Source organism: Ponticoccus litoralis (genome assembly GCF_039769985.1).
Lineage (GTDB): Bacteria > Pseudomonadota > Alphaproteobacteria > Rhodobacterales > Rhodobacteraceae > Ponticoccus > Ponticoccus litoralis.
In genome coordinates, this window is record NZ_JBDNCH010000002.1 from 2,982,065 (window position 1) to 3,005,691 (window position 23,627).

The window sequence follows — 23,627 nt, forward strand, 5'->3', positions numbered from 1 at the left end:
CCGGTTGCGCGCGGTGCCCGCCGGTTGCAGGATCACCGCAGGGGCCGGTGTTAACCGGCTGGGAACCCGCAGTCGCATAGGCTGCGCAACAGGGACGGACGAGGGCGGAGCGCAGGCGATGGACTGGGACGAATTCGCGGACTGGGGCCGCAGGCTGGCGGATTACGGCGCCGGGTATCACCGCGAGCTGCGCCACCGTCCGGTCCGCCCGGACGTGAAACCCGGCGCGGTGCTGGGGCAATTGCCCAAGGCCCCGCCCGAGGAGGGGTGCAGCATGACCGCGATCCTCGAGGATTTCGACCGCATCGTGATGCCCGGGATCACGCATTGGCAGCACCCCCGCTTCTTCGCCTATTTCCCGGCCAACGCGGCGCCGCCCTCGATGCTGGCAGAGATGCTGGTGGCGCAGATCGCGCCGCAATGCATGCTGTGGCAGACCTCTCCGGCGGCGACAGAGCTGGAGACGCGGATGATCGACTGGCTGCGGCAGGCGGTCGGGCTGCCGCTCGGTTTTCACGGCGTGATCCGAGGACAGCGCCTCTTCGGCGACCCTGACCGCGATGCTGGTCATGCGCGAGAAGGTGCTGGGCTGGAAGGGCAATGCCGAGGGCCTGTCCGAGCAGCGGCGCGTGCGGATCTATTGTTCGGACCAGGTGCATACGTCGGTGGATCGCGCGGCCTGGGTCTCGGGGATCGGGCAGGACAACCTCGTGAAGATCCCGACGGTCGCGGGCGATCCGCTGAGGCCGATGGATGTCGCGGCGCTGGGGGCGCAGATCCGGTCTGACCGCGCGGATGGTTACCTGCCCGCGGGCATCGTCGGCGCCACGGGCGGCACCAGCATGGGCGCCTGCGACCGCATCTGGGAACTGGCCGAGGTCGCCGAGAACCAGGGGCTCTACCTGCATGTCGATGCCGCATGGGCGGGCGCGGCGATGATCTGCCGGTCCTTCCGCGAGCTGTGGCGCGGCGTCGAGAAGGCGGATTCGGTGGTCTTCAACCCGCACAAGTGGCTGGGCGCGCAGTTCGACTGCTCGGCCCATTTCGTGCGCGACCCGGATGCCCTGCGCCAGACCCTGGCGATCCGGCCCGAGTATCTGCGTAGCCATGCCCATGCCGAGGTGACGGATTATTCCGAGTGGACGATCCCGCTGGGCCGCCGCTTCCGGGCGCTGAAGCTGTGGTTCCTGCTGCGCTACTACGGGCTGGAACACCTGCGCCAGATGGTGCGCAACCACGTCACATGGTCGCGCGCGCTGGCCCGGCGGCTGGAGCGCGAGCCCGACTTCGAGATCGTGACAGAGCCGGTCCTGTCGCTCTTTACCTTTCGCCACAGGGGCGACGACGCGCATAACCTGAAGCTGCTGGAACAGATCAACGCGGATGGGCGCATCTACCTGACGCAGACCCGGGTGGACGGCAGGCTGGCGATCCGCTTCCAGGCGGGCGCCTTCGCCATGACCGGCGAGGATGCGGAAACCGCCTTCTACACGATCACCGGCATGGCCCGCATCATGCGCTGACCTCCGCGAGGGGCCAAATTTCTTCGAAGAAATTTGCAAGAGCCTTGCAAGGCTCTTGGGCGCCCGGCTTCAGGGTTGCGCGATGCCGATGGTCTGGCGCAGGCGGCCCGTGGCGCGGTCGAAGATCAGGATCGCCTCGCCCTCGGGGCCCTGCGTCACCACCGCGTACCAGTCGGTGCCCTGCGTGTAGGCGGTGGCCGTGGCGCCGCCCGGCAGGGAGATCACCTCTGGCAGCGGCGCCTGTGCATTGTTATAGCGCACCCAGATCAGGCCGAGGATTCCGAGGATCCCGGCAATCATCACCGCCGTCAGGACCGTGACCAGCAGCCGCAGGAAACGCAGGCCCGGCGGTTCCGGCAGGGCTTCGGGATCAGGATCAGGGGACACGATGACCATCCTTCGCGTGACAATTGCGGCTGATCCGCCGCCGCGCCTAGATAAGGCGCTTGCGCGCGATGTGCCAGAGCAGGCCGCCCTGTCGCGCACCCGCCTCGCGCGGTTGATCGCCGAGGGCGCCGTGACGGTGAACGGCGCGGTGGCCGCGAACCCCAAGGCCCCGGTCGCGGAAGGGGACACCGTGACCATCGCGGTGCCCGAGGCCCGGGACTACGACGTGGTGGCGCAGGACATCCCGCTGGTCATCCTCTTCGAGGACGAGGACCTGCTGGTGATCGACAAGCCCGCCGGCATGGTGGTCCATCCGGCCCCCGGAACGCCGGACGGCACGCTGGTCAATGCGCTGCTGCACCACTTCGGGGGCGACCTCTCGGGCATCGGCGGAGAGAAGCGACCGGGCATTGTCCATCGCATCGACAAGGACACCAGCGGCCTTCTGGTGGTGGCAAAGTCCGATCGGGCGCACCACGGGCTTGCCGGGCAATTCGAGAAACACACGGCGCGGCGGGCCTATCTTGCGGTCGTGCATGGCGTGCCGGACCTTGCCGACCCGCGCCTGATGGGCATGCGGGGGGTGTCCTCCTCGGGCGCCGGGGTGCTGACGATCACCAGCGGGCTGGCGCGGCACAAGACCGACCGGCAGCGGCAGGCGGTCTATTTCGACGGGCAGGGGCGGCACGCGATCACCCATGCCCGAACGCTGGAACGCTTTGGCACGCCCGGAAGCATGGCGCTGGTGGAGTGCCGGCTGGAGACCGGGCGCACCCACCAGATTCGTGTGCATATGGCCCATGCGGGCCATGCGCTTGTCGGCGACCAGACCTATGGCGGGCGCCGCAGGGTCCCGGAAAAGGCGCTGAGCCCCGCCGGCCATGCGGCGGCCAGCCGGTTTCCCCGGCAGGCCCTGCATGCGGCGGAGCTGGGGTTCGAGCATCCCGCCACCGGCGAGGCCCTGCTGTTCGAGGCGCCCCTGCCGGAGGACATGAGCCAGCTGATCGCGGCGCTCAGATCCGCCCCCTGAGCAGCAGCCAGAGGCAGAGCGCGCTTTCCGCCAGCATCGGCAGGGCATAGGCAAATTGGATCACCTCCAGCGCGGCGGGGGCGGCAAGGCGGGCGAGGCCGCCGGTCATGTAGACAAGGCCCGACAGCGCGATGCCGCCGAGGATGACCTTGGGCACCCCGCCAGACATGCACAGCAGCCGCGCCATGATCAGGCTGTTGGCGCCGAACAGGATCAGGCCGACATCGTAGCCGGTCGCATGCAGCTCTGCGAGCAGGGCGGCCAGCGCAATCTCTCCCTGCGCAAGGGCGAAGGGCAGGGCCGACAGCAGCACCAGCGCCGCGCCGATCAGTGTCGCCTGCATCAGCCGCAGCACCATGGCCGCGAGCGCCGCGCCTTCCGAGACGCCGCGCAGAAGGCGCCAGAACAGCAGCGCCAGCGCGATATCGGCGCCCAGCATGACCAGATCCGCCAACAGTGCCATGCGGAAGCGCGGCAAGGCGGCAGAGACGGCGGCGGCGATCTGCTCGGGCCCGCCGGTCAGCAGCGGCCCGCGCAGTAGCAGTTCCGCCGAGAGGCCGGTGACGATGATGACAAGGTACAGCAATCCGGCAAGACGGACGGCACGGGTGGGGGCGGGCAGGGGCTGTGCGGGCATCGGAGGCTTTCATGACGGGCGGTCTGGCTTGACATTAACCGATGCGGATGTGTAGAAAAGTGCCCCGATTTTGAATGAGGGCCGTGCGGATCCGCATGGCGGGGCAGATCTTTTGCACAGCCGCGTGAGGGCGCTGTCACAATGGTTACAGCGACGGAAGGCAACCTTAACTGCGTATCAACGTTTGAAAGCGAACACATCTTGTAACCGCGGCCATGGCACACCATGTTGATGTTAAGCCGCGTAACATGAAAGGGACAGGAACGTGAGCAACTATGCCAATCTTCCGGCTCCGTCGCCCGAAGCGGGCCTGAGCCGCTATCTTCAGGAAATCCGCAAATTCCCTCTTCTGGAACCGGAACAGGAATACATGCTGGCGAAACGCTGGGTCGAGGATGAGGACACCGGCGCGGCGCACCAGCTGGTGACCTCTCACCTGCGGCTCGCCGCCAAGATCGCCATGGGCTATCGCGGCTACGGACTGCCGCAGGCCGAGGTGATTTCCGAGGCCAATGTCGGCCTCATGCAGGCGGTCAAGCGCTTCGACCCGGAAAAGGGCTTTCGCCTTGCGACCTACGCGATGTGGTGGATCCGCGCCTCGATCCAGGAATACATCCTGCGGTCGTGGAGCCTTGTGAAGCTGGGCACGACCTCGGCGCAGAAGAAACTGTTCTTCAACCTGCGCAAGGCGAAAAGCCGCATCGGCGCGCTGGAGGACGGCGACCTGCGGCCCGAGCACGTACAGAAGATCGCCCATGACCTCGGCGTGACCGAGACCGAGGTGATCAGCATGAACCGGCGGCTGTCGGGTGGCGATGCCTCGCTGAACGCGACCATCGGCTCCGAGGGCGAAGGCTCGATGCAGTGGCAGGACTGGCTGGAGGACGAAGACGCCGATCAGGCCGGTGACTACGCCGAGCGTGACGAGCTGGAATCGCGGCGCGCGCTTCTGGCAGAGGCCATGGACGTGCTGAACGACCGCGAGCGCGATATCCTCACCCAGCGCCGCCTGAGCGACCAGCCGGTGACGCTGGAGGACCTGTCGGGCGTCTACGATGTCTCTCGGGAACGGATCCGGCAGATCGAGGTGCGGGCCTTCGAGAAGCTGCAGACCCGGATGCGCGAACTGGCCGGGGAACAGGGGATGCTGCCCGCCAGCTGAGGCCGCCCCTGAAAATCGACGCCCCCGCCCGGCTGACCCGGACGGGGGCTTTTTCATGTCTCATTCATGTCTCGGCACATGGGTCAGGCGGCCTTCGGCGGATAGGCGGGCGCATGCAGGCCCAGTTTCTGCGCCTGTGCCACATCCTTCAGCAGGTCCCGCTCTGCGGCGGCAAACAGCGTATCGAGATCCTCGAGGACGAAGTAGATCGGCTGCGGGATGTCGATGCGGTAGGGCGTGCGCAGGATGTCGATGATGTCGAAGGGCCGGTATTGCGGCTGCCCCGAGACGCTCCACTCCAGCTCTTCCGGGGAAGAGGCCAGGCCGGAGCCAAGCGCCTTCACCCCGGCGCCTTCCCGCGTCAGGCCGAATTCGATGGTGAACCAGTAGAGGCGGATCAGCCAGGCGTAGTCCTTGGGGTCGGCGTCGCGCCCGGCGGCGCCGATGGCCTGGCTGAAGGCGGCAAAGCGCGGATCGGTCAGCAGCGGCGTATGGCCAAAGAGCTCGTGGAAGATGTCGGGCTCTTCGATGTAGTCGAAATCCTCGCGCGAGCGCATGAAGGAGGCGGTCGGAAAGGTCCTGTCGGCCAGCATGCCGAAGAAGCGGTCGAAGGGGATCAGCGCGGGCACCGGCTCGACCCGCCAGCCGGTCATCTCGCCCAGCCGCTCGGAAATCTCGGGACATTGCGGCACCCGGCCCTGCGGCAGCGCGATGCGGGCAAGGCCGTCCAGATAGGGCTGCGCGCTGTGCCGGGCGACCTGCGGGGCCTGCATCGCGTAGAGATCGCGCCAGACCGCGTCCTCTTCGGCGGTATAGGCGATGAAGCCATGGGCATCGGGCAATTTGGCGAGATACTTGGTCGATTTGGGCATTGGGTCCTCCGTTTCTGCAAGCATGGACGGGGAGGCGGGGCAAATCTTGTCGAATGCCATGGATAACGCCGGGGCCTGCGCTAGCTCGTTCCCCTGAACCGGCAGAGGAAGGAAGACCGTGCCTCTCAAACTCGATTCCGTGGACAGAAAGCTCCTGGCGCACCTGCAAAAGGACGGCAAGGCAAGCGTACAGGACCTTGCCGAGGCCGCCGGCCTCTCGCCCTCGCCCTGCTGGCGGCGGGTCAAGCGGCTGGAAGAAGCGGGCGCCATCAAGGGCTATGTCGCCCGGCTGGATCCGAAGAAGCTGGGGCTGGACGCGCTGGCCTATGTCTTCGTCAGCCTCGTCGACCATCAGGAGCGGACGATCAACCAGTTCGCGGGGCTGGTGGAGCGCGAGGAACGCATTGTCGAATGCGCCTCTGTCACCGGGGGCAGCGATTTCATCCTGAAGGTCGCGGCGCGCGATCCCGAGGATCTGGAGACCTTCCTGATGCGCGGGATCCTCGGCAGCGGTCTGGTGCGGGCGAGCCAGACGCATTTCGTGCTGCGCCGGACCAAGACGCGAAGCCCCTGGCCGCTGCTGCCATCGGACGAGTGACCCGCCCGCATTGACCCCCTCCGGCAGCACCGTCATGGTGGCGCAAACATCATGGGGGGAAGGCATGGCGACGGTGAACTGGGGCATTCTGGGCGCGGCGAATTTCGCACGGCGGCACATGGGGCCGGCGATCCACGCCGCCGGGCGCGGGCGGCTGGCGGCGCTGGCCACCTCCAGCGCCGGGAAGGCCGCGCCGTTTCAGGCCTTCGCGCCGGACCTGCGGGTGCATGACAGCTACGAGGCGCTGCTTTCCGATCCCGACATCGATGCGGTCTATGTGCCGCTGCCCAACCACCTGCATGTGGACTGGGCGCTGAAGGCGCTGGAGGCGGGCAAGCACGTGCTGGTCGAAAAGCCCCTTGCGATGAAGGCAGGCGACTTCGACGCGGTGATCGCGGCGCGCGACCGCAGCGGGCTGTGTGCCGCCGAGGCCTATATGATCGTGCATCATCCGCAGTGGCAGAAGGCGAAGGCGCTGTTCGAGGCCGGGGCCATCGGCAGGCTGGTGCGGGTCTCGGGGGCGTTTTCCTTCGACAACCGCGATGCGGGCAATATCCGCAACCGCCCCGAGACCGGCGGCGGCGCGGTGCCCGACATCGGCGTCTACATCTACGGCGCGGCCCGCTTCGTCACCGGCGAGGAGCCGTCAGAGATCCTGTCGGCGAAGGTGGAGCGCGAGAACGGGGTCGATGTCTGGACCCATATCACCGCGCAATTCCCGTCCTTCCACTACAGCGGCGTGGTGTCGATGCGCATGGCGCCCTGGCAAGAGATGGTGTTCCACGGCGAGGGCGGCGTGATGCGCCTGACCGCGCCCTTCAACGCCAATGTCTACGGCGAGGCGCGGGTGGTCGTGCAATCCGCCGATCTTGTCGAGACGGTCCACCGCTTCCCGGCGGACAACCATTACGTCCATCAGGTCGAAGCGTTCAACGCAAGCGTTCTGGACGGCGCCGCCTATGCCTGCCCGCTGGAGTTCAGCCGGGGCACGCAGGCGATGATCGACATGGTCTGGGCGAAAGAGGCGGGGTAGCGGCCGCCCCCTTCCGGGCGCCCTGGCCGCGCCTCTGCCGAGGCGCAGCGGCCCGCCCCCGGGCCAGGGCCCGGCGGTGTCGTGCTCAGAGATCCTGGACCGTGACCACGACCTTGCCGGTGGACTTCCGGTCGCGCAGCAGCGCCATGCCCTCTTCGGCGCGGTCCAGCGGCAGGACATTGCTGACATGCGGGGTCAGGCGGCCTTCGCCATGCCAGGCGATCAACTGCTGCAGAGAGCGGGTCAGAACCTCGGGGCGGAAGTTCAGGTAGCCGCCCCAGTAGAGGCCCAGCACCGAGAGGTTCTTGACCAGCAGGTGGTTCGCCTTGATCTGCGGGACCTCGCCGCTGGCGAAGCCGATGGTCAGGATCCGCGCCTCGGGACGGCAGGCGCGGAAGGCGGCGGCGAACTGCTCGCCTCCGACGGGATCGTAGACCACATCGGCGCCGCCGAGCGCCTTCATTTCGGCGCGGATATCCTGCGTGGTGGCGTCGATCAGCACATCGGCACCGGCGGCCCCGGCGGCCTCCAGCTTGTCGGCGCCGCGGGCGCAGGCGACGACCCGCGCGCCCATCAGGTGGCCGATCTCGACAGCCGTCAGGCCGACGCCGCCCGCCGCGCCCAGCACCAGCAGCGTTTCGCCCGGTTGCAACCGCGCGCGATGGTCCAGCGCCAGGTGGCTGGTGCCATAGGCGATCTGGAAGGCCGCGGCGTCGGTCCAGCCCATGCTGTCGGGCAGCTTCACCGCGCGCTCCGCCGGGAAGCAGCCGAGTTCCGCCAGCCCGCCCTGACCGCCGTAGACCGCAACCCGGTCGCCGGGGGCGAAACCCGTCACCCCGGCACCGACCGCCTCGACGCGGCCCGCGACCTCCATGCCCATGACGAAGGGCAGGGCGGGGGTGTCCTGATAGGTGCCCTTCATCATCAGCAGATCCGCGAAATTCAAACCGCAGGCTGCAATGCGGACCAGGATTTCCCCCTCTGCGGGGGTGGGCTCTGCGACCTCGACAAGAGAGGGGGAGATTCGTGGGAAGAGAGCAAAAGCGCGCGCATGGGGACTCCGTTCTGTTTAAACTTTGTTAAACGCGTTCCCGAGGCGGGGATAGGGGACGAAGTGACGGGGAAAAAATCAGAAACAGTGACAAAAACGGCAATATTTCAACTTTGTGGTGTTTCTGGAGCCTGTTTGCTATCATCGGGCGCGTGATTTGCTTGATTTTTGATCCTGAAATGATGTAGCACCTTACGCCATACACGTGCAGGATGAGGCATGTTTTGGAGCCGGGATTCGATGGCTTTGCCAAGTCTGAAACGCAACCCGTAGTAATAGGAAGATTTTGATGGCACACCCCGTTGATGTACATGTCGGCAAGCGCATTCGCCACCGCCGCTGGCTTGTGGGCATGACCCAGCAGCAACTGGCCGAACGGGTCGGCATCAAGTTCCAGCAGATTCAGAAGTACGAAACCGGCGCGAACCGGGTCAGCGCCTCCCGGCTGTGGGACATCGCCGACGCTCTGGAAGTGCCGGTCAGCTTCTTCTTCGAGGGTATCGAAAACGAGGGTGCCGAGGTCGATGCCACCGACAGTGTCCCGGCGGACATCCTTGGCGACAAGGAAGCTCTGGATCTCGTGCGTTCCTATTACGCGATGCCCGAGAACCAGCGCCGCCGCCTGTTCGAACTGGCCCGGGTGATGTCCGACGTGGCTTGAGCCCGGCCCGCGCCTGCGCTAGCCCTTCGCCGGCGAAGGGAGAACGCACATGGCGGGACGAAACCGTGATATCGAGAACGAGCTGATTGCCACCGCCCATGCGGTGGCGGATGCCGCGCGAGCGGCCATCCTGCCGTGGTTCCGGCGCGCCGACCTGTCGGCGGCCAACAAGGCGGCAGAAGGCTTCGATCCGGTGACGCAGGCCGACCGCGCCGCCGAAGAGGCGATGCGCACTGTGTTGGCGCGGCGCCGGCCACAGGATGCCATTCTTGGCGAGGAGTTCGGGCGCTCCGACGGGTCCAGCGGGTTGACCTGGGTGCTCGATCCCATCGACGGAACACGCGGCTTCCTGTCCGGAACCCCGACCTGGGGCGTGCTGATCGCGGTCAGCGACGAAAGCGGCCCGTTTCTGGGGGTCATCGACCAGCCCTATACGCAGGAACGCTTTGTCGGCGGCCCCGGGCTGGCCGAATGGACCGGACCGCATGGCGGCGCACCGATGACGACGCGGACGACGGCGGGGCTGTCCGATGCGGTTCTCTTCACGACATTTCCCGAGGTCGGGACCCCCGATGAGGGCGCGGCCTTCCAACGCGTCGCCGAGCAGGTCAAGCTGGTGCGCTACGGGATGGATTGCTACGCCTATGCGCTGCTGGCGGCGGGACAGATCGACCTTGTGATCGAAGCGGGGCTTCAGGCCTATGACATCCAGGCGCCGATCGCGGTGATCGAGGCGGCGGGCGGCGTCGTCACCGACTGGCAGGGTGGCCCGGCGCATGGCGGCGGTCGCGCGCTGGCGGCGGCGAACCCGTCGGTTCATGCGGCGGCGCTGGACCTCCTGCGGTCCACGGTCTAGGCTTGCCGCGCGGCCCCGCGCACTTTCCCTTTTCCGGCGGGCGTCGTTTTCGTCTCTCACCGAAAAGGGCAGATCGTGAGGGGCTGACATGACACAGACCGACATTCTCATTCGCAATGCGCGCACCGTCCTGACCATGGACGATGCCGGGGCAGAGCTTGCAAACACCGACATCCGCATCCGCGACGGGGTGATCGCCGGGATCGGGCCGGGGCTGGATCCGGCGGGGGCCGAGGTGATCGATGCCGCGCGCCATGTCGTGACACCGGGATTGGTGAACACGCACCACCACCTGTACCAGACCCTGACCCGCGCGGTGCCGGGCGGGCAGGACGCGCTGCTGTTCGGCTGGCTCAAGACGCTCTATCCGATCTGGTCCCGGTTCGGCCCCGAAGAGATCTTCGTCTCGGCCCAGATCGGGCTGGCGGAACTGGCGCTGTCGGGCTGCACGCTGTCCTCGGATCACCTGTACCTCTATCCCAACGGCGCCCGGCTGGAGGACACCATCCATGCCGCCGCCGAGGTCGAGCTGCGCTTTCATCCGACGCGCGGCGCCATGAGCATCGGCGAAAGCGCGGGCGGGCTGCCGCCGGATGCGCTGGTGGAGCGCGAGGCGGCGATCCTCGAGGATTGCATCCGGGTGATCGACGCCTTCCACGACCCGCGTGAGGGTGCCATGGTGCGCGTCGGCGTGGCGCCCTGTTCGCCTTTCAGCGTCAGCCGCGAGCTGATGCGCGACGCCGCCCTGCTGGCGCGGGACAAGGGCGTGATGCTGCACACGCATCTGGCCGAGAACGACGAGGACATCGCCTATTCCGAGGCGCAGTTCGGCTGCCGCCCCGGTCAATATGCCGAAGATCTGGGCTGGACCGGCGAGGATGTCTGGCACGCCCATTGCGTGAAGCTGGACGGGGCCGAGATCGACCTCTTTGCCCGGTCGCGCACCGGGGTGGCGCATTGCCCCTGTTCCAATTGCCGGCTGGGGTCGGGGATCGCCCCGGTCCGCGCCATGCGCGACGCCGGGGTAAGGGTCGGTCTAGGGGTCGACGGATCGGCCTCGAATGATGCGGGGTCTCTGGTGGGCGAGGCGCGGCAGGCGATGCTGCTGCAGCGGGTGGCGCGCGGCGCCGACGCCATGAGCGCGCGCGAGGCGCTGTGGATCGCGACACGCGGCGGGGCCGAGGTGCTGGGCCGGTTCGATTGCGGGCAGGTCGCGGTGGGCAAGCGCGCCGATCTGGCGCTTTGGGATGTCTCGGGCATCGAGAGCGCCGGAAGCTGGGATCCGGCGGCACTTTTGCTGGCCGGGCCGACCCGCGTGTGCCATCTTTTGGTCGAGGGGCGCGCGGTGGTGCGGGACGGACGGATCGTCAGCTTCGACCTTGAACAGGCGATCCGCAATCAGACCCGTCTGGCCGGGGCTTTGGCCGAGCGCGCCTGAGACCGGTTTCGGAGGGGTGTCATGACGGCTTCGCGGTGGATAGTCCCTTTGCTGATTGGGCTGGCCGCCTGCGGGGCCGGGGTGGACCCGGCAGGCGCCCAACAGGCGCGGCAGATGCTGAACGGGTTTCGGGCCGAGCAGGGGCTTGGGCCGGTCACTGCCTCCGAGGCGCTGGAGGCGGCGGCCATGGCCCATGCGCTGGACATGATGCGGGGCGGGTTCTTCGATCATCGCGGTTCTGACGGCAGCGATGTCATGGCGCGGGTCCGCCGGGCAGGCTACGGCGCCTGCGCGGTGGCCGAGAACATCGCAAGGGGACAGGGCGGTCTGGCGGAGGTCATGGGCGACTGGGTCGCATCGCCGGGCCACCGCGCCAACCTTGCGATGCCGCAGGTCACGGACTACGGGCTGGTGCGCGCGCAGGGCGACATCTGGGTGCTGGTGCTGGGCCGCGACGGCTGCTGAGGCGCGGCTCCGGTGGGGGCGGCGGTCGGAACCCGGCCCGGGGAATGACCGCGCGGAGGGGCGCGCAAAGAGGGGCTCTGCCCCCGCTCCTGCGGAGCCCCCCGGGATATTTTCGGACAGAAGAAGCGCGGGGCGCGTTCAGGATGCGGCGGGGGACGTCCTTTGGCCTGCGACCCATGTCCCCGCGATGGCGCGGTCGTCGCCCATCATGATCGTCGCGAAGAGGGCTTCCCAGATGTCCTCGGCCCGTGCCGCGCGCTGCGCGATGGCCGGTGTCGAGGCGAGGTCCAGCGCGATGAAATCCGCCTCCATCCCCGGGGCGAGATTGCCGATGCGGTCGTCGAGGCGCAGGGCGCGGGCCGAGCCACGGGTGGCGAGCCAGATCAGTTGGCTGGCATGCAGCGGCGTGCCGCGCAGCTGGCCGATCTCGTAGGCCGCCGCCATGGTGCGCAGCATCGAGAAGGACGAGCCGCCGCCGGTGTCGGTGGCCAGCCCCACGCGCAGGCCGCGCGCGGTCAGCCCGGCCATGTCGAAGAGGCCGGAGCCGATGAAGCTGTTCGAGGTCGGGCAGTGGACGAGGGCGGCGCCGACCTCGGACAGGCGGTCGATCTCGCGGGGGTCGAGGTGGATGGCGTGGCCGTAGAGGCCGTTCGGGCCCAGGAGCCCGTGTGCCTCGTAGGTGTCGAGGTAGTCGCGCGCCTGCGGAAACAGCGACCGGACCCAGGTGATTTCGTCCAGCTGTTCGCTGAGGTGGGTCTGCATCAGGCAGTCCGGGTGTTCGGCCCAGAGCGCGCCGAGCGCCGAGAGCTGTTCGGGGGTCGAGGTGGGCGAGAAGCGCGGTGTGATCACGTAGGAGGCGCGCCCGCACCCGTGCCAGCGGTCCAGCAGCGCCTTGCTGTCGTCATAGGCGGATTGCGCCGTGTCGCGCAGGCCCTCGGGCGCGTTGCGGTCCATGCAGGTCTTGCCCGCCAGCACCCGCATGCCGCGCGCCTCTGCCGCCTCGAAAATCGCATCGACCGAGCCGGGGTGGATGGTGGCATAGCTGCAGACCGTCGTCGTGCCCTGTGCCAGCACGAGGTCGAGGTAATCTTCCGCCACGGCGCGCGCATAGGCGGGGTCGGCAAGGCGCATTTCCTCGGGGAAGGTATAGCTGTTCAGCCAGTCGATCAGCCGCTTGCCCCAGCTGGCGATGATTCGGGTCTGCGGGTAGTGCACATGGGCATCGACGAAGCCCGCGGTCAGCAGCGCCTGTCCGTGGTCCACCACCCGGGCCCGCGGATGGGCGGCGCGCAGGCTGGCGGCGCTGCCGAGCGCGCGGATCCTGCCGCCCGCGACCAGAATCGCGCCGGCGCTGTCGTGGCGCGCGGCTGACGGGCCGGCGGCGAAGGGATCGGCCTCGAAATGCAGGGTCTGGCCCAGGTGCAGGGTTTCTTCGGCCATGCGCGCTCTCCAATTGGTCGAAAATCAGCCTATGCTGCGCGTGCAGAAAGGTAAATCGTTCGTGCCCCCTGTTGCCGCGCGCGACCTTGCCCTAGGTTTCGGCCAGCAGGAATCCGGAGGGCAGAACATGGCAGAAGACGCAGAGGCCCCGGCGGCGGAGGCGGAGCGCGAGGACGCCTATACGCTGGACCGCAAGGCGGTGGCGCAGATCCTCTACGCGGTCGATGTCGAGGACCGCGCGCAGCTGGTCGCCCTGATGGAGCCGCTGCACGCCGCCGACATCGCCGACCTTCTGGAGCAGATCAACGCCTTCGACCGGATGCGGCTGATCAAGCTCTACGGCAAGGAGTTCGACGGCGAGATCCTGTCGGAACTGGACGAGGCGATCCGCGAGGAAGTCATCGGCATCCTGCACCCGCAGGTGCTGGCCGACGCCGTGCGCGAGCTGGACAGCGACGACGTGGTCGACCTGCTGGAAGACCTCGACGCGCCGCAGCAAGAGGCCATCCTTGGCGCGCTGGAGGCGGGCGACCGCGCCGCCGTGCAACAGTCGCTGACCTACCCGGAGTATTCCGCCGGGCGCCTGATGCAGCGCGAGGTGGTGATGGCGCCGGAATACTGGAACGTCGGCGAGATGATCGACTTCCTGCGTAACTCGGACCACCTGCCCGAACAGTTCTACCACATCGTTCTGGTGGACCCCAAGCTGCGCCCCGTGGGCAATGTCACGCTGGGCAAGCTGATGGCCTCGCGCCGCGAAGTGCTGCTGAAGTCCATCGTCGAGGACACCTTTCACACCATCCCCGTCACCCAGTACGAGGGCGACGTGGCCTATGCCTTCAACCAGTACCACCTGATCTCGGCCCCGGTGGTGGACGAAAACGACCGGCTGGTGGGCCAGATCACCATCGATGACGCCATGGCGGTGCTGGACGAGGAAAACGCCGAGGACATCCTGCGCCTGGCCGGTGTGGACGAGGAATCGAGCCTGTCCGATAGCGTGGTGGAAACCACCAAGCGGCGCTTTCCACTGGCTGGCGGTGAACCTGGTGACGGCGGTGCTGGCGAGCCTTGTGATCGCGCAGTTCGAGGATGCCATCGCGACGGTCGTGGCGCTGGCGGTGCTGATGCCCATCGTCGCCTCGATGGGGGGCAATGCGGGCACGCAGTCGCTGACGGTTGCGGTGCGGGCCTTGGCGACCAAGGACCTGACCACCGCGAACATCTGGCGCGTCGTCCGGCGCGAGGCGGCGGTGGGGTTGATCAACGGCTGCGCCTTCGCGGTGATCATGGGGATCGTGGGCATCGTCTGGTTCGGCTCTCCGGCGCTGGGGGGCGTGATCGCCTCTGCCATGGTCATCAACCTGGTGATCGCGGGTCTGGCCGGGATCATGATCCCGGTCCTGCTGGAGAAGGCGGGCGTCGACCCGGCGCTGGCCTCGGGCGCTTTCGTGACAACGGTCACGGATGTGGTCGGGTTCTTCGCCTTCCTCGGCCTTGCCGTTCTGGTGCTGCTGTGACGCCGCTGGAAGAGGCCAAGGCCGCGGCCCGCAAGGCGGCCTTTGCAGCCCGGAAACTTGCGTTTCAGGCCGGGATCCCCGGCGCGGCAGGCCGGTTGAGCGAGGTCCTGGCAGGTTACCGGGGGGTGCCGGTCTCGGGCTTCCTGCCGATCAGGACAGAGATCGACCCGCTGCCCGCCATGGCCGAGGCCACGGCCCATGGGCCGGTCGGCGTGCCGGTGATCGAGGGCGCCGGGCTGCCGCTGCGCTTCGCGCTGTGGGAACCGGACATGCCGCTGATCGACGGCCCCTTCGGCGCGGCGGTGCCAGAGACGCCCGAGTGGATGGAGCCGGAGCTGCTGATCGTGCCGCTGGTGGCCTTCGACCGCGCCGGTGGACGGCTGGGCTATGGCGGTGGCTTTTACGACCGCACGTTGGAGAGGCTGCGCGCGAAGCGGTCCACGCTGGCCGTGGGCTTTGCCTTTGCCGCGCAGGAGATGGAGGGCCTGCCGCTGGAGCCGACCGACCAGCCGCTTGACCTGATCGTGACCGAGCGCGAGGTGATCACGCCGGTCGGGTGACGCAGGCCGGGTGACACGGGCCGGGCTGGCGCTACATTGCAAAGCCGTTCGGGCGGCCTGATGTCCATAGGGTCGGCAGGCCGGAGAAGATCTGCCGGCCTACGGGGCGGGGTGCGCTTGCGGTTGCGGGTTTGTCGGTGCCCCCGCGCGTTGCGGGTTTGTTGGTGCCCCCGCGCCATGCCGTCACGGCGGCGCGGCTCGCCCCGTGGCAATCGCGTATCGGATTGCAATGGAGCGCCGCCGGATGCGCCGCCCCGCGCGTGACGGGCGGGGCGGGGCGCGGTGTCAGAGCGCGCGCCAGCCGATGTCGCGGCGGCAGAAGCCCTCGGGCCAGTCGATGGCATCGACCAGCGCATAGGCGCGGGCCTGTGCCTCTGCCAGCGTGGCGCCGCGCGCGGTTGCGTTCAGGACGCGCCCGCCAGAGGCGGTCACCGCCCCGTCCTTCGTCGTGGTGCCGGCGTGGAAGGTCATGTGAAAGCTGTCCTCGGGCAGGGCATCCAGCCCCTTGATCACGCTGCCCTTTTCATAGGCGCCGGGATAGCCCCGCGCCGCCAGCACGACGGTCATGGCATGGTCGTCGGCCCATGTCACCTGTGCCTCGGCCAGGCGGCCCTCGGCGGCGGCCTGCATCAGGTCCAGCGCCTGCGCGCCAAGCCGCATCATCAGCACCTGGCACTCGGGGTCGCCGAAGCGGACGTTGTACTCCACCAGCCGGGGGGCGCCGTCCTCGATCATCAGGCCGACGTAGAGCACCCCCTGATAGGGCGTCCCGCGCCGCGCCATTTCCGCCATGGTGGGGCGGACGATCTCGTCCAGCGCGCGCTGCGTGACCTCGGGGGTCATCACCGGCGCCGGAGAATAGGCGCCCATGCCGCCGGTATTGGGGCCGGTGTCGCCCTCGCCGACGCGCTTGTGGTCCTGCGCGGTGCCCACCGGCAGGCAGGTCTCGCCGTCGACCAGCACGAAGAACGAGGCCTCTTCGCCGGTCATGAATTCCTCGATCACCACCTCGGCGCCCGCCGCGCCGAAGGAGCCGCCGAACATGTCTTCGATGGCGGCGCAGGCCTCGTCCACGCTCTCGGCGATGATCACGCCCTTGCCCGCCGCAAGCCCGTCGGCCTTGACCACGATGGGCGCGCCCTCTGCGCGCACATGGGCCTTGGCGGCCTCGGCATCGGTGAAATGGCCGTAGGCGGCGGTGGGGGCCTGTGCCGCGTCGCAGATTTCCTTGGTGAAGCTTTTCGAGGCCTCCAGCCGGGCCGCCGCGGCAGAGGGGCCGAAGACCGCGAAGCCCGCGTCGCGCAGGCGATCCGCCACCCCGGCGGCCAGCGGCGCCTCTGGCCCGACGATCACGAGGTCGATGGCGTTCTCGCCCGCGAATTCGGCCACCGCGTTGCCGTCCTCGATATCCAGCCGCGCGCATTCGGCGATCAGCGCTATGCCCGCGTTGCCCGGGGCCACGATCAGCTTGTCGCATTTGGGGTTCTGCAGGGTCGCCCAGGCCAGCGCATGTTCACGCCCGCCGCTGCCGAGGATGAGGATGTTCACGGGTCGGTCTCCTTTGCAGCGTGGCACGGGGCTCTGCCCCGCTCGCTGCGCTCGCCCCCGGGATATTTCAGGACAGAAGAAGGGCAGGTTTCGCTTTGTTGCGCGCCGGTTTAAGGTCGGGCGGCGCAAAGGGCAAGAGAGGCACCATGGACCTGCTGGACGACGAGCCGGGCAATACGCCGGAATTCACCGTTTCGGAACTTTCGGGGGCGGTGAAGCGCACCATCGAGGGCGAGTTCGGCTTTGTCCGGGTGCGCGGCGAGCTGGGACGGGTGATGGTCCCGCGCTCGGGTCATGTCTATCTCGACCTGAAGGACGACCGGTCGGTGATTTCGGGGATTGTCTGGAAGGGCGTGGCCGCGCGGCTTCAGATGCGCCCCGAGGAGGGCATGGAGGTTATCGTCACCGGGCGCATGACCACCTTCCCCGGGCAGTCGAAGTACCAGATCGTTATCGAGGACATGGCGCCCGCCGGTGCCGGGGCGCTGATGGCCATGCTGGAGAAGCGCAAGGCGCAGTTGCAGGCCGAGGGGCTGTTCGATGCCGCCCGCAAGAGGCCCTTGCCCTATCTGCCGGAGGTCATCGGGGTGGTGACCTCGCCCTCTGGCGCGGTGATCCGCGACATCCTGCACCGGCTGCGCGACCGGTTTCCGCGCAAGGTGCTGATCTGGCCGGTCGCGGTTCAGGGCGCGAAATGCGCCGCCGAGGTGGCGCGGGGCATCGAGGGGTTCAACCGCCTGACCCCGGGCGGCGCGCTGCCGCGGCCCGACCTGCTGATCGTGGCGCGGGGCGGCGGGTCGGTCGAGGATCTCTGGGGCTTCAACGAAGAGATCGTGGTGCGCGCCGCGGCGGCCAGTGCGATCCCGCTGATTTCCGCCGTGGGGCACGAGACCGATACGACGCTGATCGACTACGCCTCGGACCGCCGCGCGCCGACCCCATCCGCCGCCGCCGAAATGGCGGTGCCGGTGCGGCTGGAGCTTCTGGCGGCGACGCGGGATTTCGGCGCCCGCATGACGCGGGCCATGGGCCACCGGGTCGAGCAGCGCGGCCAGCGGCTGCGCGATCTGGCCCGCGCGCTGCCCCGACCGATGGAGCTGCTGGACGGCCCGCGCCAGGGACTGGATCACCTCGACGAACGGCTGCCGGGCGCGCTGCGCCGTGCCGTCGACCGCAAGCGCCTGATCCTGACCGAGCAGTCCGGCAGCCTGCGCCCGGCCACGCTGCACCGGGCCATCGTGGCAGAGCGCAACCGCGCCGCCGACCGCGCCGCGCGGCTGGGGCCCGCGCTGACGCGGCTGGTGATCGCCCGGCGCGAGGCGCTGGCGCGGCGCGCCGACCGGCTGGACCTGCGGCCGCTGAAGCGCGACATCGCCACCGGTCGCGAGCGGCTGGCCGAGCTGACCCGCCGTCTCGATGGCGCGCAGGGTGCGCGGGTGGCCGATCTGACGGCGCGGGTCGAGGCGCTTGACCGTCTGCGCGAGACGCTGGGCTACCGCGCCACGCTGGCGCGCGGCTATGCGGTGGTGCGCGGCGAGGGCCAGGTCCTGACCAGCAAGGCGCAGGCCGAGGCGGCCACCGCGCTGGAGATCGAGTTCGCGGATGGCAGGCTGAAGCTTGGCGGCGGCCCGGCCCGCCGCGCTGCACCTGCGGCAAAATCCAGGCCGCCGGAGCAGGGAAGCCTTTTCTAGGCCTCCCTCGGCCCGCGAAACCCGCAAAAATCATCACCGAAACAAACGCTTCCTTTTTGTTCTGCGCTCACATAGGCTTTTCTGCAACGCTGCATGACAGCGGCGAGACACGAGGAAGGGGAGCCCTTGGCCATGACTGAAAAGCCGCTTCTGATCAAGCGATACGCCAGTCGCCGTCTCTACAACACGGAGACCTCGGATTACGTCACGCTCGAGGATATCGCGGGCTTCATCCGCGAAGGCCGCGACGTCCAGATCGTCGACCTGAAATCCGGCGACGACCTGACCCGGCAGTATCTTCTGCAGATCGTCGCAGAGCATGAGAGCAAGGGGGAATCGGTCCTTCCGATCAATGTCCTGACCGATCTGGTGCGATCCTACACCACGCAGGCCACCAGCGCGGTGCCGGCCTTTCTGGCGCATACCTTCGAGATGTTCCGCGACAGCCAGTCCAAGTGGGTCGAGAACATGGGTTCGGTGAACCCCATGGCCGTGAAGGGCTTCGAGGCGATGCAGGCCCAGCAAGAGGCCTTCGTGAAGGCCATGACCGGCGGCATGGCGGCAGGCTCTGGTCCCGCGCGCGAAGAGGGCGCAGAGGATCTGGACGCGATCAAGAAGGAACTCGCAGAGCTTCAGAAGAAGCTGGCCAAACTCGGCAAGTGATCACCGCCGCCCGCGCGGTCTGACGCTGTGGGCCGGGGCGCCGGGTCTTCCTCTGTACCCATGATCGCCGTTGTCCCCGTCGCAGGGGCCACCCGCGCGCGCGGTTACAGGGGCTTTGGCGTATCGCCTGCTTTGACGCTTCGTGGGGGAACCGCCCGCTGGGCCATTGCCGCCGTCGACGCCCGCTGATCTCTCCCCCCGCCGATCGCTACCCAGCGGGCCGGATTTGACCGAATTGCCGACCGCGCCGGGTCGCCCCGCCGGGCAGGCAAAGCGGGCACGGATGGCATGCACCGCGCCCGCTTGATTGTCCCGGGTCCCTGCACTGGGGTCAGGTGCCGTATCGCTTGACCTCGCCCATGGCAGCCTCGGCGGCGGCCAGAAGCACGCCCGCCACCGCATCGCAATCGGCCTCTGTCAGCCGGGCGGGCAGGCGGGTGTCGCAGGCGCGCGCCAGCATGGCGCGGGTGCGCGGAAGCTCGGGCATCTCGGGCAGGAACTGCCAGTTCCAGAAGGCCCGGGCATTGTCCTGGCTCTGACCGAAGACCTGCACCTTGACGCCCTCCGCGCCCGCCGCCTCGACAAAGCGGGCGACCTGCGCGTCATCCATGCCGCAGAGGTTGAATTGCAGCGAATCCGGCGCGCGTTCCTCGGGCGGCAGCTTGGCCGGGACCGAGATCCAGGCGCTGCGGTCGATCTGCGCAGCCACGCGGTCGTGGTTGCGCCGCCCGTCGGCGACACGCTGCGCGATATGCGGCATCTGCGGTAGGATCACCGCCGCCGAAAGGTTCGACATGCGCAGATTGTACAGCGGCAGCTGGTTCTGCCAGCGGTCGAAGGCCTCGGCCAGCGCCGGGTCGCTGTCGTCCAAATGCTTCTTCCACATATGCTCGTAGGCGCCCGACAGGATCACCGCCCGCGCCACGAGGTCGGCGTCGTCGGTGACGAGGATGCCGCCTTCGCCCGCGTTCAGCAGCTTGTAGCTCTGGAAGCTGAAGCAGCCGATGCGGCCCAGCGTGCCGATATTGCGGCCATGCCAGGTGGTGCCCAGCGAATGCGCCGCGTCCTCGACGACCGGGATGTCGCGCTGCGCGCAGAGCGCCATGATGGCGTCCATGTCCGAGGTATGCCCGCGCATGTGGCTGACGATGACCGCCTGCACGCCGTCCAGCTTCGCCTCGAAGTCGCGGATGTCGATGCGGTAATCCTCGCCCACCTCGCAGAGCACGGGCAGGCAGTCCGCATGGATGATCGAGGACGGTACGGCGGCAAAGGTAAAGCCGGGGATCAGCACGCGGGCGCCGCGCGGCAGGTCCAGCGCCTTCAGCGACAGGAACAGCGCGGCGGAACAGCTGGAGACGGCCAGCGCGTAACGCGCACCAAGATGGGCGGCGAACTCGCGTTCCAGCAGCGTGACGGGGGCATCCTCGGCGGCGGTGTAGCGGAAGAGGTCGCCGCTTTGCAGAAGGCGGTCGATCTCGGCGCGGGCCTCGGCCGGGATCGGCTCTGCGTCATGCATGTTTGGAAGCATATCTTTCGATTTCCTGAATTCTGTCTTTCAAAATGCTTATATCACGGCGAAGACAGTCTTGTCCCGCCGGAAATGCTCCGTTTGGTTACATCTGTGTGAAATCTACAGCCCCAGCCGGTCGCGCATCGCGAACCAGCTCATCGCCAGCACCAGAAGCGGGGTGCGCAGCGCGGCGCCGCCGGGAAAGGCCGGGGCGGGCAGGGCGGCGAAGCTGTCGAAACCGGCGGATTGCCCGCGCACCGCCTCGGCCATCAGCTTGCCCGCCTGCACGGCATTGCCGACACCATGGCCGGAATAGCCCGATGCGGTCAGCACATTGGGCGCCAGGCGGGCAAGGAAGGGCAGCCGCTTCATGGTGATCGCCAGGGTGCCGCCCCAGGCATGGTCGATCCTGACGTCCTTCAGGGCCGGATAGATCTCCAGCATGGGCTTGCGCACCTTGGCGGCGATGTCGGCGGGAAAGCGGTAGCCATAGCTCTCGCCGCCGCCGAACAAGAGCCGCCCGTCATGCGACAGCCGGAAATAGTTGACGACGAACTTGTCGTCGGCGACCGCGACGTCGCGGGTCAGAACCTCGGCGCTGCGCGCGCCCAGCGGCTCGGTCGCGACGATGAAATTGTTGATCGGCATGACGCGGGCGGCAACCTGACCGTCCAGCCCGCCAAGATAGCCGTTGCAGGCCAGGATCAGATGATCCGCCTCGACGCTGCCACGCTCGGTCCGCACCGTCACCCGCCGTGCCCCGTGCGCGATCCCGGTGACCCAGGATCCCTCGTGGATCCGCGCGCCGGCGCCCTCCGCCGCCCGCGCCAGCCCCAAGGCCAGCGCCAGCGGATGCAGATGCGCGGCGCCCATATCAAGGAGACCGCCGCGATAGGCCGGAGAGGGGCAGAGCGCATGGAAGGCCTCGCGCTCCAGCACCTCGATCCCGTAGCCATGGCGCCGCTGCATGTGTTCGGCATAGCCGGCGAAATCGCGGAAATGCCGCTCCGAGGACGCGGCCCGGGCCACCCCGTCCTTCAGGTGGCAGTCGATGCCGTGCCGCGCCACCGGGTCCCGCACCAGGGCCTTGGCGTCCTCGCCCAGATCCCACAGCCGCCGCGCGGCCTCCATGCCGACCATGCTCTCCAGCACCTGCTGGTCCTGCCTCTGGCCCGATCCCAGCTGCCCGCCGTTCCGCCCCGAGGCGCCAAAGCCCGCCCGATGCGCCTCCAGCAGCACCACTTCCAGCCCGGCCTCCGCCAGATGCAGCGCCGCCGACAGCCCGGTATAGCCGCCGCCGACCACGCAGACATCGGCCCGCACCGTGCCTTCCAGCGCGGGCCGCGCCTCGGGCAGATCGACAGAGGCGGCATACCAGCTTCCGGGGTACTCGCCCCGCCGATCATTGGAAAACAACAGGTCCACGGAGCGTCTCCCGGCTTCTTCTGTCCAAAACTATCCCGGGGTCCGGGGCAGCGCCCCGGCGGGGGTTTGGGGGCAAGGCCCCCAAGAGTGAATGCGCGCCGCAAGGCGCCCATCCGGTGAAAGGGCGGGCCGGGAACCCGCAGCGGATCAGACGTTCAGAAGCAGGTGCTCGCGCTCCCGGGGCGAGATCACCTGCAGGAACTCCTCGTATTCCGCCCGCTTCACCGTGGCATAGACCCGGCAGAACTCCGGCCCCAGCACCTCGTGCAGCGCGCTGGCCTCGTCGAAGACGTCCAGCGCCTGTCCCAGCACCTGCGGGAAGTCGCCGTCGCCCTCGTAGGCATCGCCCCGGAACTGCTTGGTCGGGCGGCGCTCTTCCATCAGCCCCAGATAGCCGCAGGCCAGCGAGGCCGCGATGCCCGGGTAGGGGTTGCAATCCATCCCCGCCAGCCGGTTCTCGACCCGGCGGCCCTGCGGCTCGGACAGCGGGATGCGGATGCCGGTGGTCCGGTTGTCGCGGCCCCATTCCAGGTTGATCGGCGCCGCGTGGTCCTTCACGTAGCGCCGGTAGCTGTTCACATAGGGCGCCATGACCGCGATGGCCGCGGGCAGATGGGTCTGCAACCCGCCGATGAAGTGATAGAACATGTCCGTCTCGCCGCCCTGCGGGCCGGAGAACAGGTTCTGTCCCGTCTCGATATCGAGGATCGAGTGGTGGATGTGCATGGCGCTGCCCGGCTCGTCGGCGATGGGCTTGGCCATGAAGGTCGCGAAACAGTCGTGCCGCAGCGCCGCCTCGCGGATCAGCCGCTTGAAGTAGAAGACTTCGTCGGCCAGCTTGACCGGGTGGCCGTGGCGCAGGTTGATTTCCAGCTGCCCGGCCCCGCCTTCCTGGGTGATGCCGTCGATCTCGAAGCCCTGGCTCTCGGCGAAATCGTAGATGTCGTCGATCACCGGCCCGAACTCGTCCACGGCGGTCATGCTATAGGCCTGCCGCGCTGCGGCGGGGCGGCCCGAGCGCCCGGTCATCGGCGCGATATCCTTGGCCGGGTCGAGATTGCGGGCGATCAGGAAGAACTCCATCTCGGGCGCCACCACCGGCGTCCAGCCCTGCGCCTCGTAGAGCGCCACCACCCGTTTCAGCACGTTGCGCGGCGCGTAGGGGATCGGCGCGCCATGGCGGTCGTAGGCGTCGTGGATCACCTGCAGCGTCCAGTCCCCGGTCCAGGGCGCCGCCGTGGCGGTGCTCATGTCGGGCTTCAGGATCATGTCCTTCTCGATGAAGCCGTCCTCGTCCGCGGCCTCGGACCAGTCGCCGGTGATGGTCTGGAAGAAGATCGAGTCGGGCAGGTGGAAATGCTTCTGCTTGGCGAACTTGCTGGCAGGCACCGCCTTGCCGCGCGCGATGCCCGGCAGGTCCGAGATCACGCATTCCACCTCGTCCAGCCGCCGGCCCTCCAGGTAGGCGGTGGCGGACTCGGGCAGGGTGTCGGTCCAGTCGGTCATGGGGGTCTCCTTTGCGGGGCGCGGGGCCCCGGTCTCCGCCGGGGCGGG

The 23,627-nt window shown here is 68.4% G+C and carries 19 protein-coding genes and 3 pseudogenes; 13 read left to right on the forward strand and 9 right to left on the reverse strand.

What is annotated here, in order from left to right:
• Positions 1-118: 118 nt before the first annotated feature.
• Positions 119-1,523: pseudogene (locus tag ABFB10_RS15825) on the forward strand (pyridoxal phosphate-dependent decarboxylase family protein).
• A 69-nt stretch (positions 1,524-1,592) separates the two neighbouring features.
• Here ABFB10_RS15825 and ABFB10_RS15830 read toward each other — a convergent pair.
• Positions 1,593-1,910, reverse strand: a complete 318-nt coding sequence (locus tag ABFB10_RS15830; protein ID WP_418591739.1) for a DUF6476 family protein — start codon at positions 1,908-1,910, stop codon at positions 1,593-1,595.
• Position 1,911: 1 nt separating this feature from the next.
• Between ABFB10_RS15830 and ABFB10_RS15835 the strand changes: the two genes are divergently transcribed.
• Positions 1,912-2,940: an RluA family pseudouridine synthase gene (locus ABFB10_RS15835; protein WP_347167238.1), complete on the forward strand. Its 1,029-nt coding sequence runs from the start codon at positions 1,912-1,914 to the stop codon at positions 2,938-2,940.
• Here ABFB10_RS15835 and ABFB10_RS15840 read toward each other — a convergent pair.
• Positions 2,924-3,577 carry a DUF4386 domain-containing protein gene (locus ABFB10_RS15840; RefSeq protein ID WP_347167239.1) on the reverse strand — a complete coding sequence of 218 codons (654 nt, stop codon included), beginning with the start codon at positions 3,575-3,577 and terminating at the stop codon, positions 2,924-2,926. The two genes, ABFB10_RS15835 and ABFB10_RS15840, sit on opposite strands and share 17 nt — an antisense overlap.
• A 265-nt stretch (positions 3,578-3,842) precedes the next feature.
• On the opposite strand from ABFB10_RS15840, the gene rpoH reads away from it, so the two are divergent.
• Positions 3,843-4,739, forward strand: coding sequence for an RNA polymerase sigma factor RpoH (rpoH, locus tag ABFB10_RS15845; protein ID WP_347167240.1), 897 nt, complete (start codon positions 3,843-3,845; stop codon positions 4,737-4,739).
• Between the two features lie 83 nt (positions 4,740-4,822).
• Here rpoH and phhA read toward each other — a convergent pair whose 3' ends face one another.
• Positions 4,823-5,611 carry a phenylalanine 4-monooxygenase gene (gene phhA / locus ABFB10_RS15850; RefSeq protein ID WP_347167241.1) on the reverse strand — a complete coding sequence of 263 codons (789 nt, stop codon included), beginning with the start codon at positions 5,609-5,611 and terminating at the stop codon, positions 4,823-4,825.
• A gap of 118 nt (positions 5,612-5,729) precedes the next feature.
• Between phhA and ABFB10_RS15855 the strand changes: the two genes are divergently transcribed.
• Complete coding sequence (locus ABFB10_RS15855; protein WP_347167242.1) at positions 5,730-6,209, forward strand: Lrp/AsnC family transcriptional regulator; 480 nt, start codon at positions 5,730-5,732, stop codon at positions 6,207-6,209.
• 64 nt (positions 6,210-6,273) lie between these two features.
• Positions 6,274-7,242 carry a Gfo/Idh/MocA family protein gene (locus ABFB10_RS15860; protein WP_347167243.1) on the forward strand — a complete coding sequence of 323 codons (969 nt, stop codon included), beginning with the start codon at positions 6,274-6,276 and terminating at the stop codon, positions 7,240-7,242.
• A gap of 85 nt (positions 7,243-7,327) precedes the next feature.
• Here the strand turns inward: ABFB10_RS15860 and ABFB10_RS15865 are convergent, their stop codons facing one another.
• A complete protein-coding gene (locus tag ABFB10_RS15865) occupies positions 7,328-8,167 on the reverse strand; it encodes an NADPH:quinone oxidoreductase family protein (RefSeq protein WP_347167244.1) in 840 nt (279 codons plus the stop codon).
• 415 nt (positions 8,168-8,582) lie between these two features.
• Between ABFB10_RS15865 and ABFB10_RS15870 the strand changes: the two genes are divergently transcribed.
• The 4 genes from ABFB10_RS15870 (at position 8,583) to ABFB10_RS15885 (ending at position 11,713) form a co-directional block, all read left to right on the forward strand.
• The gene (locus ABFB10_RS15870; protein WP_347167245.1) at positions 8,583-8,954 is read left to right on the forward strand and encodes a helix-turn-helix domain-containing protein; all 372 of its coding nucleotides are present in this window, start codon (positions 8,583-8,585) and stop codon (positions 8,952-8,954) included.
• 49 nt (positions 8,955-9,003) lie between these two features.
• Positions 9,004-9,810, forward strand: a complete 807-nt coding sequence (gene hisN, locus ABFB10_RS15875; RefSeq protein WP_347167246.1) for a histidinol-phosphatase — start codon at positions 9,004-9,006, stop codon at positions 9,808-9,810.
• Between the two features lie 88 nt (positions 9,811-9,898).
• Complete coding sequence (locus ABFB10_RS15880) at positions 9,899-11,248, forward strand: 8-oxoguanine deaminase (RefSeq protein ID WP_347167247.1); 1,350 nt, start codon at positions 9,899-9,901, stop codon at positions 11,246-11,248.
• A gap of 48 nt (positions 11,249-11,296) precedes the next feature.
• On the forward strand, positions 11,297-11,713 hold the full coding sequence (locus ABFB10_RS15885) for a CAP domain-containing protein (protein ID WP_347167248.1): 417 nt from the start codon (positions 11,297-11,299) through the stop codon (positions 11,711-11,713).
• A gap of 138 nt (positions 11,714-11,851) precedes the next feature.
• Here ABFB10_RS15885 and guaD read toward each other — a convergent pair whose 3' ends face one another.
• Entirely contained in the window at positions 11,852-13,153 is a 1,302-nt protein-coding gene (gene guaD / locus ABFB10_RS15890) for a guanine deaminase (protein ID WP_347167249.1), read from the reverse strand.
• A gap of 127 nt (positions 13,154-13,280) precedes the next feature.
• On the opposite strand from guaD, the pseudogene mgtE reads away from it, so the two are divergent.
• A pseudogene (gene mgtE, locus ABFB10_RS15895) lies at positions 13,281-14,673 on the forward strand (magnesium transporter).
• 128 nt (positions 14,674-14,801) lie between these two features.
• Positions 14,802-15,233: pseudogene (locus tag ABFB10_RS15900) on the forward strand (5-formyltetrahydrofolate cyclo-ligase); the annotation flags it as partial.
• 285 nt (positions 15,234-15,518) lie between these two features.
• Here the strand turns inward: ABFB10_RS15900 and purD are convergent.
• Positions 15,519-16,781 (reverse strand): phosphoribosylamine--glycine ligase, encoded by a 1,263-nt coding sequence (purD, locus tag ABFB10_RS15905; protein ID WP_347167250.1) that lies wholly within the window; start codon positions 16,779-16,781, stop codon positions 15,519-15,521.
• A gap of 146 nt (positions 16,782-16,927) precedes the next feature.
• On the opposite strand from purD, the gene xseA reads away from it, so the two are divergent.
• Together xseA and phaR are read left to right on the forward strand one after the other, a co-directional pair.
• Positions 16,928-18,472: an exodeoxyribonuclease VII large subunit gene (gene xseA, locus ABFB10_RS15910; protein WP_347167251.1), complete on the forward strand. Its 1,545-nt coding sequence runs from the start codon at positions 16,928-16,930 to the stop codon at positions 18,470-18,472.
• A 126-nt stretch (positions 18,473-18,598) separates the two neighbouring features.
• Positions 18,599-19,135: a polyhydroxyalkanoate synthesis repressor PhaR gene (phaR, locus tag ABFB10_RS15915; protein WP_347167252.1), complete on the forward strand. Its 537-nt coding sequence runs from the start codon at positions 18,599-18,601 to the stop codon at positions 19,133-19,135.
• A gap of 331 nt (positions 19,136-19,466) precedes the next feature.
• On the opposite strand, the gene ABFB10_RS15920 is transcribed toward phaR, so the two are convergent.
• The 3 genes from ABFB10_RS15920 to ABFB10_RS15930 form a co-directional block, all read right to left on the reverse strand.
• Positions 19,467-20,666: a DegT/DnrJ/EryC1/StrS family aminotransferase gene (locus tag ABFB10_RS15920; protein ID WP_347167253.1), complete on the reverse strand. Its 1,200-nt coding sequence runs from the start codon at positions 20,664-20,666 to the stop codon at positions 19,467-19,469.
• A gap of 102 nt (positions 20,667-20,768) precedes the next feature.
• A complete protein-coding gene (locus ABFB10_RS15925; RefSeq protein ID WP_347167254.1) occupies positions 20,769-22,073 on the reverse strand; it encodes an NAD(P)/FAD-dependent oxidoreductase in 1,305 nt (434 codons plus the stop codon).
• A gap of 147 nt (positions 22,074-22,220) precedes the next feature.
• Positions 22,221-23,579 (reverse strand): glutamine synthetase family protein, encoded by a 1,359-nt coding sequence (locus ABFB10_RS15930; protein WP_347167255.1) that lies wholly within the window; start codon positions 23,577-23,579, stop codon positions 22,221-22,223.
• Positions 23,580-23,627: the final 48 nt, after the last annotated feature.